10 protein-coding genes are annotated in these 15,130 nt (G+C 63.5%); 2 read left to right on the forward strand and 8 right to left on the reverse strand.

Translation table 11 applies throughout. The features are described 5' to 3' along the window. Positions 1–170: 170 nt before the first annotated feature. Genes TC41_RS14930 through cas7g form a run of 4 tightly spaced genes read right to left on the reverse strand, consistent with a single transcriptional unit; the run spans position 171 to position 6,894 of the window. Entirely contained in the window at positions 171–1,184 is a 1,014-nt protein-coding gene (locus tag TC41_RS14930) for a type I-G CRISPR-associated protein, Cas3-extension family (protein WP_014465909.1), read from the reverse strand. Continuing rightward, positions 1,159–4,185 (reverse strand): type I-G CRISPR-associated helicase/endonuclease Cas3g, encoded by a 3,027-nt coding sequence (gene cas3g, locus TC41_RS14935; RefSeq protein WP_041695547.1) that lies wholly within the window; start codon positions 4,183–4,185, stop codon positions 1,159–1,161. Before cas3g ends, TC41_RS14930 begins: the two co-directional genes overlap by 26 nt. Then, a complete protein-coding gene (gene csb2, locus TC41_RS14940; RefSeq protein ID WP_014465911.1) occupies positions 4,160–5,677 on the reverse strand; it encodes a type I-G CRISPR-associated protein Csb2 in 1,518 nt (505 codons plus the stop codon). Before csb2 ends, cas3g begins: the two co-directional genes overlap by 26 nt. After that, a complete protein-coding gene (cas7g, locus tag TC41_RS14945) occupies positions 5,674–6,894 on the reverse strand; it encodes a type I-G CRISPR-associated RAMP protein Csb1/Cas7g (protein ID WP_041695973.1) in 1,221 nt (406 codons plus the stop codon). Before cas7g ends, csb2 begins: the two co-directional genes overlap by 4 nt. Positions 6,895–7,125: 231 nt before the next feature. Between cas7g and TC41_RS14950 the strand changes: the two genes are divergently transcribed. Further along, the gene (locus TC41_RS14950; protein ID WP_014463112.1) at positions 7,126–8,478 is read left to right on the forward strand and encodes an IS1380 family transposase; all 1,353 of its coding nucleotides are present in this window, start codon (positions 7,126–7,128) and stop codon (positions 8,476–8,478) included. A 324-nt stretch (positions 8,479–8,802) separates the two neighbouring features. Here the strand turns inward: TC41_RS14950 and TC41_RS16580 are convergent, their stop codons facing one another. From TC41_RS16580 to TC41_RS14970, 4 genes are all read right to left on the reverse strand, one after another. After that, the gene (locus TC41_RS16580) at positions 8,803–8,949 is read right to left on the reverse strand and encodes a hypothetical protein (protein ID WP_014465914.1); all 147 of its coding nucleotides are present in this window, start codon (positions 8,947–8,949) and stop codon (positions 8,803–8,805) included. A 165-nt stretch (positions 8,950–9,114) separates the two neighbouring features. Then, positions 9,115–10,401 carry a glutamate-5-semialdehyde dehydrogenase gene (locus tag TC41_RS14960; protein ID WP_014465915.1) on the reverse strand — a complete coding sequence of 429 codons (1,287 nt, stop codon included), beginning with the start codon at positions 10,399–10,401 and terminating at the stop codon, positions 9,115–9,117. Continuing rightward, positions 10,398–11,525: a glutamate 5-kinase gene (gene proB, locus TC41_RS14965; protein WP_041695550.1), complete on the reverse strand. Its 1,128-nt coding sequence runs from the start codon at positions 11,523–11,525 to the stop codon at positions 10,398–10,400. The genes TC41_RS14960 and proB overlap by 4 nt, the downstream gene beginning before the upstream one ends. A gap of 35 nt (positions 11,526–11,560) precedes the next feature. Beyond that, entirely contained in the window at positions 11,561–12,427 is an 867-nt protein-coding gene (locus TC41_RS14970) for a fumarylacetoacetate hydrolase family protein (protein ID WP_041695551.1), read from the reverse strand. Between the two features lie 286 nt (positions 12,428–12,713). On the opposite strand from TC41_RS14970, the gene yicI reads away from it, so the two are divergent. Next, a complete protein-coding gene (yicI, locus tag TC41_RS14975) occupies positions 12,714–15,053 on the forward strand; it encodes an alpha-xylosidase (RefSeq protein WP_014465918.1) in 2,340 nt (779 codons plus the stop codon). Positions 15,054–15,130 lie beyond the last annotated feature (77 nt).

Consider the following 15,130-nt stretch of genomic DNA (forward strand, 5'->3'; position numbering starts at 1 on the left):
GACAGTCGCCGCCCGGGCTAGACGCCCCCCTCTGAGCGTCCTCCGTCCCAAATAGAAAGGCCACCGCCAGTCTTCCGCGCCTTCACGGACAAACCGCCGATGGCCTTCGTAGTATTTGGAGATCTGACTCAACCCACTCGTCCCAGCTGATTTCCCGCCGTTATCGCTCGTCAGGTCGCTTCTACGAAGCGAGGCTGGGCTCGCGTAAAACTAAAGTACTTTTCGATTTGAATCCGCCGCGAAACCATCACCTGTTCCACGCCCATGTGGCGCAGGCCGCCGTCGCGCAATCCGGGATGAGCAAGCATAAAGCGAATCGCCGCGAGAGTCGCGGGAGCCCTCCAGATAGGCCACGCGAGCGTAAACCCATCTTTGTCGTAATGACCTCCGACGATCGTCAACCAAGTGCGATCTGCCCGATTTCTCGGTGCTCCACTGAGCACGGATATGCCGATGGCCGCAAGCCGATTGGCCCCGTACTGCGTCCCCAGCTTGTACTTGGGGTCCGTCGGGTTTCCTGGCATGAGCGCATATCGTGCGATTTCGTTGGGATCCCAGCGAAACGAAGACAACATCGTGTCGTCTCTCCGCCAAGGGCGAAAGATGGTTTCCTGAACGTACTGTTCAGGTTCTTCCCCCGCACCGACGCGCCCTTTGTCTTCCAGCTCGTCCGGCGTCCGTGATCGCGGCACATCTCGTAGGCGCTTCAGAAAGTGTTGATGACCTTGCCCGAACAATAGGCACACGGGTGTGGGCGCAATCCGCGGGGATTCCGATTTCTTGCTTCGCTTGCCCTCCACCGCCCCGTCACTCATGAGTGCGGCTAGGAGATCCGCCCGATAGCGTTGATGCGGACCGGCCTTCGCGATTGCCTCACTCAGTATTTCGCGAGCCTCTTGTTGTGTGTAATTTAAATCCGCGTGATCGCCGAAGTCGTGATGGTTGGCCAGCTGCGCGATCCCGTCCACGGCCCGTTTTGCGATTTCGTCTTCCGTAGCACTGCGTCGGACCACAAGAACCGGGCGCAGAGGCGCCGGCGCCCACTGGACGCGAGGATACAGCCGTTCGCTTGGCTCGCAGTCGAGATCGACAGCTTCCAAGGCGCGCAAGAGGCCGAGGAGCGCGAAGAACGCAAGCGGATTGTCGGGTTCGAGGCCCTCAAGTCGAAATTCGTGAGCTGTCACGCGTGACCCCCCTCATCCTCTGCTCTTCCTCCGATACCCTGTGGTCGGCAAGCCGCAATACCGCTTCCAGATACGCGAGTCCCCAGACGCCGTAGCGCGCCTTCAGCAATTCGTACAACCCAGCCCAATCGACGCCGTGCCAGTCATACGCGAGCGACTGCGGCCCGTCCGAAGGTGCCATCTCCACGGCATATCCGAAAAGCGTGCGGGAATACGGCTCGCCTGAGGACGAAGCCGGATCGTCGTGTGGAAAGAACGGGCGACCGTATCCGTGGTGTGTGCCAACTAACCACAGGACAAGTTCTGGATCTCCCACTTCTTGGAACCGCGGGTGCCGCGGAGCAAGCGCCACAGACAGCGCCTCGTGTCGCCAGCGATCCGGCAGCCCGACATCCGCACGCACATGATAGGGCAGCGGTCTGCCAGACTTGGCGAGGAGCGGGGCGTCCATGTCCGGGCCGAGCGGATCGCCAAAGGCCAAATACGATTGAAACCGACGATCCGCCTTCCCGAAATCGTGAAAGAGACCGGCAAGCTCGAGATCGCGTTGGATGGACTCGGGCAGGCCCACGGCCCGCGCGAAACGCAGAGCCGCCTCTGCCACGCCCTGGCAGTGAGCCTCGAGCTCGACCGGCACGCCGGTGATGGACCCAAACAGATCATCTTCCGTCGCAGGAACAGCCGAAAGCGCGTCGACGCCATCCGCTGCCACACCCCGGCGCGCTTCCAGCACCACGCCGATGGGGCGACCTTGTGCATCGCGGCCGTAGATGTCGAAGAACGCCTGAACGCGCCCGCGCGCCGCGTCGAGCCTCTTTAGGCTAGCTCTCAGGTCGTCGTCGAGCTTGAACTCAAGGAGCCCATCCCGCACGTCTCGCCAATCACCAGCCTCCGCCTCAGCGAGGATGGCGGCAAGCCGCGCTTCGTCCTCCTGGGCAACAAGCCCAGGAGCCACGCGCACGGTGAAATAGCTTCCTTGGAACGGCAGGTTCGCCTGCAAGCCGAGATCGCGCACCGGCGCTGTCTCCTCTGGGTTCCAACCGTACGCGTCCAACCCGCCGTAGCTCGCAGGCAACACGATGGTATCACCCGGGCGAATGTCGTTTGCGGAAATCCATGCCGAGGTATCTTCGTCGCCCGTCCAACGGAAGACTTCGCGCGAAGATGCGCGATCGGCATCCAAGTCCTCGTCCTCCATCTGGGATGCGACATCCGCGAGGTCGGCGTCAGCGTTCGATCCCCGTCGGAGCCACATCTTGACCGCCCAAACGGGCAACTCGACGGCTTCCGTCGATCTCGGCAGCACCAACTGAAGCAGCGCGAACACGGCGCGATGGCCGAGCGCCCTATGAATATCCGCTCGCCAGATGACGCTGACGGCGTCCGGCTGCCGCTTCGGGCCGTGCAAGTACAGTGAGACTTCCGGATCCGCAGCTGGCACAGGACTCGTGCATGCGAGCAGGTCCACATGCGCCGGCATGAGCACGGGCGCGTCCTCTGTGGGAGAGAGCGCCTCGTCAGGAACCGGATCGGCTTTGACAAAGCTCTCAAACGCCGCGAGGCCAAAGTCGACTGTAGGCGCCTCCCCCCGGCGGCCCGCCTGCGCATGGCGCTTCAGATACGCCCACGCTTCTGCAATCGCACCGCCGTAGACTGGATCGTCCGTCCTCGAAGACAGGTCCGTGGGCGTCGCCACGATGGCGCCGAGGCACGGCGTGGGTCGGCCAGCCCGGTTCAAGCGCCCGAACCGCTGCCTCAGTGCGTCGATGGGCGCAGCGTCCGTGATGACGGCGTCGAGATCGATGTCGATGCCGACTTCGATGCACTGCGTGGCGACAATCGCTATTGGGTGCTCGAGATCTCGCCGCTCAGGCCATGGGCGCGTGCGGATGGGCGCTAGTTGGCCCGTCAACCATGCATCCCGATCCAGAGGGCGCGCGGGACCCATCAGGAGCATCGGCGTCCAGCCATCCGAGGCGAGCTCTGCGCGAAGCGCGTCAAAGACAGCGCGGGCCCGGCCCACGCGATTCACGACAATGGCGATAGCCGGACGGAGGACACCGTTTGCCTGCAAATACTGCGCCGCCGTGCGAAATTCGTCGATCAGCGCCTCCACGCGCCGGTTCTCCTCCGCCTCGTCCGCCTCCTGCAAAGATTCTTCCGGCGCGGACTTGTCCCTGGCCGTCTTCTTCTTGAGCTCTATCAATCGCACGGGCTTTGTCGCCGACCATCGGGCGCTTAAAATCGGGTGTTCGAAATTTTCGTCGTCCAACTCGAAGGCCTGATTCACACCCGGTTGCGGCGTCGCCGTCATGATGGTGTACCCCCATGGCAACTTGATGGTGGTATCCGTCCGCCACAGCGGCCCGTTGTACATGGCGACCCAAGACAGCGTCTGCCGAAGCGGCTCCACCAAATGCGCCTCATCGACGAACAAGTGACAGTCGGCGCCAAGGAGGCCTGCGTGCACGGGCTTCATCGCATCCGAAACACCGTATCCGCGAAATAAGAGGCGCGAACCCACCTGATCCACCGTGGAACAAAGCACCGTCGGCTGGATGGGCGTGCGCGCCCAGTCGTCCTCGCGGGGCACACCTCCACGCAACCGTCGAACCACGAGAGGATGCGAACTGCCACTCAGCTCCCGAAGCCTCGCCGCCACGCGCGCGGACACGGAGTCGGGCTCCGCCGCTTCCAGCTTCTCCGCCAAGCGTTTCGCATGTTGATAGGCATCGTCGACCACGAGCCTTCGGTCGACAATGAACGCCAGACGCACGGGTGCCCGCCGGTTCGCCCCCGCATCGGCCTCCAGAGCGAGGTAAAACACCGCGATGTCGATCACGGTCGTCTTTCCGGACGACGTCGGCAGTTTCAGGAGTTCCGGCCACGCTCCGGTCTCAACGAGACGGTCCAACAGGCGAACTTGCCAAGGAAACGGCTGATACCCATGGACCTCCTGCAGAAACGCAGCGAACTCAGAGCGATCCAAGGGCGTGCACACTCGACTCACCTCCATCCGGCAAGGGTCGGCAGAGTCCGAGCCCGAGGTACCGGCCCGCGCCGAGGATCACAGGGCCCGAAACGGGCTCCGCGAATTGGATGACGGCGTGCGTGATTGGCCGCCCTTGAAGATAAGGCGGGACTTGCCATCGGAGCCAAGCTGGCCGCTTGCGGGAGCGGAGAACCGAAGGCACGCCTTCGAAGGCCGAGTGGTCGGTTGCCAGAACGGCCGGCACCGGGCGATCCAGCCCCTCGACGCGTATCTCCTCCAGGCGCGGCAAGCCGACATGCGCACACGCGCGGGCCACTTCGTCCATGACCTCTAGCACGCTTGGGGCTCGTCCCGACTTCACATGGCGATTCAACACCATGGGCGTCACCGTTGCGAAGATGCGGCTCGGCGAAGCGACGTAGACGGCCGGATCGAGCGAGCGCTTTGTCGGCTGTAAGGTCGGCGAGAGCTCCATCTCTCCCATGTCGAGCTTGACGCGCAACACACGCCGCCCTCGCCTTTCATCGACGGGACAAATGGCCCGGAGCGCTCGAAGCCAAGTTTCGTTCCGCAAAAGATCCACCTGCCTTGGCGGCACAAGCGCAAACCCCAACACGCGGCCATCCGCATGCGAAAACCCGGCGAACGGCAGAGGCACGATGGCGAGGTGAGCGTCGTGGGCGGGCTCGCCGTGGACCGTTCGGCCGCTCACCACTTCCGAGACCGGCGCACCTATCGCGCGATAGCCCTCGACGACGCGATCCCGAATGGCCTGGGAGACTAACGCAGCAGCACGGATATCCGGCATCAGCCCCCCGACGTGCTCGAGAACAAGCCAAGTGGTCGAAAACAAGGAGGCGGGCTCACCGCGCGTCGCAGTCTTCGCTCTGGGAAGGACCCACTCCCCCACCCGGGGACGGCGGCCGGCCTCAAACGACCGAATCAGCTCCGCCATGCGCCCGGGATACACCCGGCGCAGAGGCTCCTGCGCGTGATCGGGCACGTGCTCATCCGTCAAATACACCCGGCAACGCGTCAAACTCGAAGAATGGCCCACGTACGCCGTGTCCCGCGCGAGCGCATCAAGCGCCGACACCCATCTCTCCGTCTCTCCATCCGCGCCCACACCATGCCACAGCAGCCTGACCGTGGGAGAGACGGGCCTCACGGTGATGAACCGGCGCGGCTGGCGACTCCTGTAGTCGGAGATGTTGTCAGAAGCACGGCGCGTTTTGACCGCCGACCTATCGTTGGGCGGCACATAGGTCACATAGGAGGTGCGTTGAAATGCGCTCGTCGCCTCAATCCGCGGAGGCTCCAGCGCCTCCAGCCATTCAAGCGCCATCCGCTCCTCAGGCCGCTGCCCCCGATACGCCCAGGTCGCCACGAGGGCGGAAAACACTCGGTCTGGTTGCGGCGGCCAGTCGGGCGCCTCGCTGTCTGGATGCAGCGCCGCAACCGAGCTGCCCGACAGAAATTCGATCTCCAAGACGAGCGTCACTTCTCTTCCTCCGCCTCTCCACCTTGGCCGGACAGCGCCAACTTCTGGCTCTCCATCACGATGGCGACTAACTTGTCCTGCGGTATGAGGCGAATGGGCTCTCGCCTGAGCCGGAACCCTGCGGCCTCCGCCCGCGCGAACGCTTCCTCGTAGAGCGCACGAGCCCCTTGCAGATCCAGCTTCAGAGTGTCCGTCGATCCGTCCGGGTGGACCACCTCCAGAGGAGCTGGTTGTTCGGGGACGAGATCGCAGCGCGACCGAAGCGCGTACCCGTGGCGGTCCTGTTCCAGCATCGCCAAGAGCCCCAGTGCCGCGAGCAGGACTCGTCCAGCGCGATCCCGTTCGTCCCCTCCAAAGCGCAGGCGGCGCAGCCCTGCGAAGCTCAGCACGAAGGTGTGTTCGAGATGATCGCAGGTGATGCCCAACGGATCGACCGACGGGGTGATATTGCCGTGGTTGATCTCCGACGGCCGGACCTTCTTTGCACCCTTGCCCGCTCGATCCGGCACGACATCCCAGTTCGTATCGCTCTTGTACACCTCGACCTTTCGCAAAATGCCCAGGGGATCGATGCGGCTGCCCGTGCGGCGGCCGGCCGTGCGAACGACGAGCGTTCCGTCTCTTCTTGGGATCTCATCCACAGGAACGCCAATGGCGACGATTTCCGAAGTGAGACAGCGGGCAAACTTCGCGCCTAGCCCTCCGCCGCTCCCGGTCGAATGCCACGCGCCGAAGATGAGAGCCGTCGGAGCGATCTCGAGAATGGCCGTCGCGTTCCCCGGGCTTGCCTGCGCTAGACTCAGCCCCACCTCGCTCTCCATGAACGGCCTCCCGTCCAGAAGGCTGTCTCGCATGATGGCGTCGTAAATCCGGTGGGGCGCGTCGAGCGACGTGATCTCCGAGAGGCCCAAGAGGCCCTTGTCCCGAAAATCCACGACCACGTGCGGGATCCGAAGCCCGTCTTTGCGAATCGCCCGAAGGAGCGCATCCTCCATCCGGTTCGCCTGGGACTGGACGCTATCCACCAACGCGCACCACACTTCTTCGCCGTTCACCATCCTGCGTTCGAACACGTGGCGGGGCGGGTCGTTCTGATACTCGCCAGGATAGGTCGGCGGGAAGATCTTGTCCCCCGGCCCCCCTGCGGGTTGCAGACGTTGCCGGCGGCGAATCGCGGCATCTGACGTCACCATTTGCGCAAGCGTTTCAACATTCACGATGAATACCCCTTCCCTCTGCCCATCCCGGCCACCCGCTGGATGCCACGGCTGGGCTGCAAAACTCTGGTGATCTTCATCCACTTGCATCCATTTGACGCACACAGAAAAATTCCTTCTTCCTGAATCCGTGACGAGTAGGTGCGAAAATTGCTGAAGCGCTCGTGGTTGGTCCTGTAGAATTGAGATAGTTCGGATATCGGCTGTATTCAATCCCTCTTCACCATCGGGGTGAACCACTTGCGTTTCATCATTGAAGAATCCGATGAAGTCATCGTCACGCATTCGGGAATGACCCTTGTCGGCGTGTTGCTTGATAAAACCAGAATCGGCGAGCGGTTGAATCAGACCCGCCTGCCTGGTATGGGCAAACCGGATATTTCAAACCGGGACGTGGCATACTCATACATCGGGCTGCTTTGCCAAGGCAAGACCGACTTCGACCACATCGAAGCGTTTCGAGATGACGAGTTTTTCATGATCGCACTGCAAGTAGACAACGTGCCTTCGAGCCCGACGCTGCGCCAGCGTTTGGACATGGTTGCCGGAAAATCCGGCTGGGAGTCCATTCTCCGGGAAGAGTCCGCAAGGCTCCTGAGAGCCCTCGATGTAACTCTGCATCCGATTGAACTGGGCGTGCCTGCAGAGCGTCGAACTTACATCCCGCTGGATATCGACGTCAGTCCCTTTGATAATTCCGGCACGAAGAAGGAAGGCGTGTCCCGTACATACAAGGGGCACGACGGATATGCTCCCATCTTTGCTTACCTTGGCCAAGAGGGCTACGTGGTCAATGTCCAGTTGCGTGAAGGCAGTACCCACGTACAAAAGGGCACGTCGACTTTCCTGCGGGAGAGTATTCAGTATGCAAGGCAGGTGACGGACCTCCCGCTTCTGGTTCGTCTGGATGCCGGCAATGACAGTGCAGAAAACATCGCCGTGTGTCGCTCCCAGGACAGCAGGGCCGAGTTCATCATCAAGCGCAACTTGCGAAAGGAGAGCCCCGAGGCCTGGCTTGTGATTGCCCAGCGACACGGGACATGTCATGAACCTCGTCCCGGCAAGAAGGTATATCATGGTTCGCTGATGTGTCCCGTCAAGGGTGTATCCGAACCAGTTCGCATGGTGTTCGAAGTTATCGAACGGACCATGACGGCCGACGGCCAAATCTTATTGGTACCGGACATTGAGGTCAGCGCCTACTGGACCTCACTGCCGGATGACCCGGCTGTGATCATTCGCCTGTATCACGACCACGCCGTGATGGAACAGTTCCACAGCGAAATCAAGACGGATCTGGACGCCGAGCGGCTGCCCTCGGGTAAATTCGCCACGAACAACTTGGTATTGCACTTTGTATGCGTGGCGTACAATCTGCTGCGAGTGATCGGCCAGGAGAGTCTGAAGCGAAATGATGCGCCGCTACGAAAAAAGGCAGAACGTCGCCGGATCCGGACTGTGATTCAGAACCTGATGACACTGGCTGCGAAGATGGTGCGACACGCCAGACAGACCAAGCTGAAATTGGGGTACGGGAATCGATGGCTCCCGGCATTTCGGCGATTGTACTTGGCCTTTGCGTAACGTGAACTGTGTCGAGCAAAGACACTGCATATGACCTGACATGGAAACCGAACCCAACCATTCACGAGTCCAGGGGGGACATCTGCCTTTTCGCCGCACTGGCTCCAACCGATATTCACAATCCCTAAGAAAATTGAATGTACATCCGTGAAATCGCAGTGAAGGGGCTTGCGAGAACACACATCAGCCTCTTTCCATCGGCCCTGTCACGGATTCAGGTTCTTATCCTACTCCCAGGAATGTTCAAACGCCTCTCGACATGCGAAGGGCCCTGGGCGTTCGACTTCACCCAGGGCCCATTTGCGTAAACCGCATTCCGCGCGATCAATACACTCCGTACGCGCCCGCGCCCGGTGCGCATCCGCAGCTCGGCGCCGGTGCAGCGCCCACTGCCGGGACCAGCAGGAAGAACAGCACAAAGATGATGAGAAACACCACAGCCCAACGCGTGTAGCCGCCAAACGTACCCATGACCCTACCCCTTTCGAGCAAGATGGTCCATCGTACGCAGCGGCCACGCGGGCTAGCGATGGCACGCGCCCCGTCTCGGCCTCCGCTCCGGCCGTGCCGCGAATTGGCCGGCACGCCACGGGTACGCACGAGCCCGATTCGAAGCGCCGCGAGCATCGCTTTCCTCTATTCCCGCACCTGCCCGTGTCCGTACACCACGTACTTGTAGCTCGTCAGCTCGCGCAGGCCCATCGGCCCGCGGGCGTGCATCTTCTGCGTCGAGATGCCGATCTCGGCCCCAAACCCGAACTCAAAGCCGTCCGTGAACCGGCTGGACGCGTTGTGGTACACGGCCGCCGCGTCGATAGACGCAAGAAACACCCGCGCCGCATCCTCGTCGTCCGTGACAATGACCTCCGAGTGTTGCGTGCCATACCGCTCGATGTGCGCGATGGCATCCTCGAGTGTTTCCACCACGCGCACCGCGAGGATGAGATCCAGATATTCCGTTTCCCAGTCCGCCTCCTGCGCGGCCTCCGCAGGAATACCCGCGCCGCGCAGAATCTCAAGCGCTCGCGGACACGCGCGCAACGCCACGCCCCGGTCCACGAGAGCACGCGCTGCGTTCGGGAGCCACGCATCCGCAATTTCCGCGTGCACGAGGAGCGTCTCTGCCGCGTTGCACACGGACGGGCGCTGCGTCTTCGCGTTCACCACGATGCGCGTGGCCATCTCGAAGTTCGCGGCGCGGTCCACGTACACGTGGCAGTTGCCCACGCCGGTCTCAATGACCGGAACCGACGCGTTTTCCACCACCCGGCGAATCAGCCCCGCGCCCCCGCGAGGAATGGCGAGATCGACATACCCCCGCGCCCGGATGAGCACATCCACCACATCCCGGTCCACATGGGCGACGAGCGACACCGCGGCTTCCGGCAGCCCCGCCTGTCGCAGCCCGTCGTGGATGGCTGCCACGAGCGCCTGGTTTGACCGTAACGCCTCGCTCCCGCCGCGCAGCACCGCCACGTTGCCCGTCTTCACCGCGAGCGCCGCCGCATCCACCGTCACGTTCGGCCGTGCCTCGTAGATCATGGCGATCACGCCCATCGGCACGCGCACCTTGCGGATGTCGAGGCCGTTCGGGCGCAGGATGCGCTCTACCTCTTCGCCCACTGGATCTGGCAGCGCCTCGACCTCGCGCACGCCCTCGATGATCTGCTGCAGCCGCGCCTCGTCGAGCATCAGCCGGTCCACGCGGGCCGCAGGCTGCCCTTCCCGCCGCGCCGCGTCCACGTCCGCCGCGTTCGCGGCCAAGATCTCGCTCCTGCGCGCCCAGATGGCGTCCGCCATGTGCGAAAGTGCCTCATTCTTGACGCGCGTCGGTGCCGTGGCCATGCGCCGCTTCGCCCCCTGCGCGCCGCGCAAGATGGCCCGCACCGATTCCACCAGTTCCGTCGTCGTGTCGACACTCATCCCGCCGTCGCCTCCGTCCAGATCACCATGTCATTTCGGTGCACGACTTCGTGCAGCGCGTGCACGTCCTCGCCTGCGCGCTTTTTCTCGAGCCACTCGGCGAGATCGCGCGAGGAGAAGTTCGAGATGCCCTTGCCGAATGCCGCGCCGGTGGGCCCGACGAGTTCCACCACGGCGCCCTCCTGAAACTCGCCATGCACCTGCACGAGGCCGGGCAAGAGCAGGCTCTTGCCGCCCGCGATGAGCGCGCGCATGGCGCCGTGATCCACCTGCAGGGCGCCTTCCGGCTTCGGCGCGTGCAAGAGCCAAGACTTGCGCAGGCTGACCGGCTCCCGCGACGCCAGAAACCGCGTGCCCACCGGCTCCCCGGCGAGCACCCGCTCGAGCACCCGCGGCTCGTCCCGGTGCGCAATGACGACCTCGACGCCCGACTGCGTGGCAATCTTCGCCGCCGCAATCTTCGTCCGCATCCCGCCCGTGCCCGCGCTCGATCCCGCCCCACCCGCGATGCGCTCGATCTCGTCTGTGATGACCTCCACCTCCGCAATCCGGGTTGCGCTAGGATCCTGGCGCGGGTTGGCCGTGTACAGCCCGTCGATGTCGGTGAGCAGCACCAACGTGTCCGCCTCCGCGACGAGCGCGACGAGCGCCGCCAGCGTGTCGTTGTCGCCGAAGCGGATTTCCTCCACCGCCACGGTGTCGTTCTCGTTGATGATGGGCATCACGCCGCGCTGGAGCAGAGCCATGACCGTGTTGCGGATGTTCACAAACCGCTTCCGATCCTCCACGTCCGCGCGCGTCATGAGGATCTGCCCCACCGCGATGCCGTGCTCGGCAAACAGCCGCTCGTAGTGCTCCATGAGGAGGACCTGGCCCACCGCCGCAGCCGCCTGCTTCTCCGGCATCGAGATGTGCGCGCGCTGCCAGCCGAGCCGCCCGAGCCCCGCCGCGATGGCGCCCGAAGAGACCAGCACGAACTGGCACCCCGTCTCCCGCCCGAGCCGCGCCACGTCAGACACCATCTGCCGCATCCGCGACAGTGCGAGCGATCCGTCCGCCTCGGTGAGTGAGCTCGACCCAATCTTCACCACCACGCGCCTGCGCCCACGTCCATCCCTCGACATGCTTTCATCTCCCACGTGTCATCCGTTGCCCAGGTTCATCCCGCCACAAGCCGGTTCTCGAGCCGCCCGAGCCCGTCAATTTCGCACGCCATCTCGTCCCCCGGCTTGAGCCACACTTTCTCCTCCCGGCCCAGGATCACGCCCTCCGGCGTGCCGGTGTAGACGAGATCACCCGGCTCAAGCGTCATAATGCGGGACAAGTCGGCAATCACCTGCGCCACCGAGAAGATCATGTCCGCGGTCGACGAGTTCTGGCGCAACTCGCCGTTCAAGTAGAGCCGCAAGCCGAGACGCTGCGGATCCCCCACCTCGTCCGCCGTCGCGATGTACGGGCCGAGCGGCGCGAAGCCGTCGATGGCCTTGCCGTACAGCCACTGCGACGCGCGCATCTGGAGATCCCGGGCGCTCAAGTCGTTCCCCACGGCGTAGCCAAACACCGCGCCGAGCGCCTGCTCCTCCGCGACGTCGCGGCACCTGCAGCCGATGACCGCCACCAGCTCCACCTCGTAATCCACCTCTCGCGCTACCGGAGGAATGGCGATCTCATCTCCGTGCGCGGCCAGACTGTTCGCAAATTTGGCGAAATACACCGGCGACGACGGAATCGGCATCTTGGACTCCTCAGCATGCTTGCGGTAGTTGAGCCCTACACACACGATTTTCTGCGGGCGCGTCACCGGAGGCGCCAGCCGCAGGTCCGACAGCTTCCCGGCGGCGACGCCCTTTTCCGCGATGGCTTCGAGCGCGCTTTGGTATTCCGCATACTGCGCGATCACGGCCTCCATCGTGTCCGGCACCGACACTCCAAGCTGTGCCGCGCTCGCCGCGACGTCCACCACCTCGTCGCCGCGCACGAGCCCCAATCGCAGCGCACCGCCTTCCCGGTAGGTGCAGAGCTTCATGGCCATCCTCTCCCTTGCCACCGTGGCTTCACACTGCCGCCATTGTAACAAATTCGAGCGCCCGGCGGCGACGCCCCCCATGCAGGCAGGCAGCCCCGCCATCCGTCCACGCAAGAGCGGCACAGGAGCTCGTCTTACACATTTCCACACCAAGTCAACATCGCGAGTCAAAATCTTACCGTTCCTATCGAACAGAGGCCGCAAGATATTGCCGTAACGGGACAACTTCATCTGATACAATGCTGGCACTACGTGAACGGTCGGCGTTCTGCGAGGAGTGACACCCATGAAGTTCACCGACGGCAACTGGCTTGTCCGCGAAGGCGTCTCCATTCACCCCGGCCTCGCCGTGCAGGAATGGCGACAAGAGGAAGACGGCGTTCTGTTCTTCGTCGCGTGCCGCCCCGTGGCGCACCGCGGCCACATGCTCGATGGCCCCATGCTCACCTGCCGCATCTCCTTCCCCCGCCCTGGCATGGTGCGGGTGGAGCAGCACCACTTTCTCGGACGGATGCATCGCGGGCCCCATTTCCCACTTGAGCTCAACCCTCAGCCGTTTGACGCAGTGGAGACGGAGGACTCCGTCGTGCTTCGCGCTGGCGAGATGGAGGTCCGCGTGCGGCTCGCCCCGTGGTCCATCGCGTTTTACGAGAACGGCCGCTTTCTCACCGAGAGTGGCCCTCGTTCCACCGCGTACGTCGTCGATCACGGCCGACCTTACATGCGCGGCCAACTGCATCTCTCCGTCGGCGAAAACGTGTATGGCCTCGGAGAGCGGTTCACGGCTTTCGTCAAAAACGGCCAATCTATCGACATCTGGAACCGAGACGGCGGGACGGGATCGGATCAGGCGTACAAAAACGTGCCGTTCTACCTCACCAACCGCGGTTACGGCGTGTTCGTCAACCACCCCGAGCGCGTGTGGTTTGAAATTGGGACGGAGTTCGTGTCCAAGGTGCAATTCAGCGTGGAGGGAGAGGCGCTCGATTACGTGGTCATCGGGGGCGGCGAACCGAAGGGCGTGATCGAGCGGTACACGGCCCTCACCGGGCGGCCAGCGCTGCCGCCGATGTGGTCATTTGGGCTGTGGCTGTCGACGTCGTTCACCACCGACTACGACGAGGAGACGGTCAGCCAGTTCGTCGATGGCATGGCGTCGCGCGGCATTCCGCTGAGCGTCTTCCACTTCGACTGTTTCTGGATGAAGCCGTTTGAGTGGTGCAACTTCGCGTGGGACACCGCTTGCTTCCCCGATCCGGCGGGCATGCTCGCACGCCTCAAATCGCGCGGTCTGAAAATCTGCGTTTGGATCAACCCCTACATCGCGCAGAAGTCGCCGCTTTTCCGCGAGGCGATGGAGCGCGGCTACCTGCTCAAGCGCCAAAACGGCGACGTGTGGCAGTGGGACCTGTGGCAGCCGGGCATGGGCATCGTCGATTTCACCAACCCGGAGGCCCGCCGCTGGTACCAGTCCCACCTGCGCCGGCTGCTCGACATGGGCGTCGATGCGTTCAAGACAGACTTCGGCGAGCGGATTCCGACGGATGTGGTGTACCACGACGGATCGGACCCGCAAAAAATGCACAACTTCTACTGCTACCTGTACAACGAGGCTGTGTGGGAAGTCCTCCGCGAGCGGCGAGGCGATGACGCCGTGGTCTTTGCGCGATCCGCCACGGCAGGCGGCCAGCGCTTCCCGGTGCACTGGGGCGGCGACTGCCGCGCGACGTACGAATCCATGGCGGAGACGCTTCGCGGCGGCCTGAGCCTCGCCTTGTGCGGCTTCGGGTTCTGGAGCCACGACATCGGCGGGTTTGAGGACACAGCCCCCGCCCACCTGTACAAGCGCTGGATTGCGTTCGGCCTCTTCTCGAGCCACAGCCGCCTGCACGGAAGCGGATCGTACCGCGTGCCGTGGCTGTTCGACGAGGAGTCGGTGGACGTCTTGCGCCACTTCACGCGCTTTAAGCTTCGGCTCATGCCATATCTATGGTCATGCGCCGTCGAGGCGCACCGCACGGGTGTGCCCATGCTGCGCCCCATGATCCTCGAATTTCCGGACGATCCGACCTGCGACACCTTGGACCGCCAATACATGCTCGGCCCGTCGCTCCTCGTCGCGCCGGTGTTCTCGGAGACGGGTGAGGTCGTGTACTATCTCCCGGAAGGGCGCTGGACGCACCTGTTCACCGGAGAGACGAGGCAAGGCGGCAGATGGTACCGCGAACGGTACGATTTCATGAGCCTGCCTGTGTTCGTGCGCGAAGGCAGCATCCTGGCCATGGGCGCGGAAAGCGAGCAGTCTGACCAGCCATACCACCGCGAGGTGGCCATCCACGTCTATCCCATCCGGCCGGATCGCCGCAGTTCCTACACCCTGTTTGACCAACGAGGCAACGAGGCCGGCACATGGCATGCGTTCTGGGACGGAGACGACCTGGTCCTCGCCCCACAAGGTCGGAGCGAGGCACGGTGCGCCATCTTGCACGGTATCGACGATCCGGCATATCTCGCCGCGCAGGGCGCGGATTGCCGTATCTCTCCAGAAGGCGTCGTGATCCTCCCGCGCCATCCGCAGGAGGCGGTGCGGGTGGCAGGCTGCCGGACGCGATGGTGGGCGGAATGACGAAGGTACAGGTTGGCACTCCGCCCGCCCGCGCGCTCCAAACGCGAGGCCGAGTGCGGCGTCTCCTCACCGAATGG

Source organism: Alicyclobacillus acidocaldarius subsp. acidocaldarius Tc-4-1 (assembly GCF_000219875.1).
GTDB classification, from domain to species: Bacteria; Bacillota; Bacilli; order Alicyclobacillales; family Alicyclobacillaceae; genus Alicyclobacillus; species Alicyclobacillus acidocaldarius_A.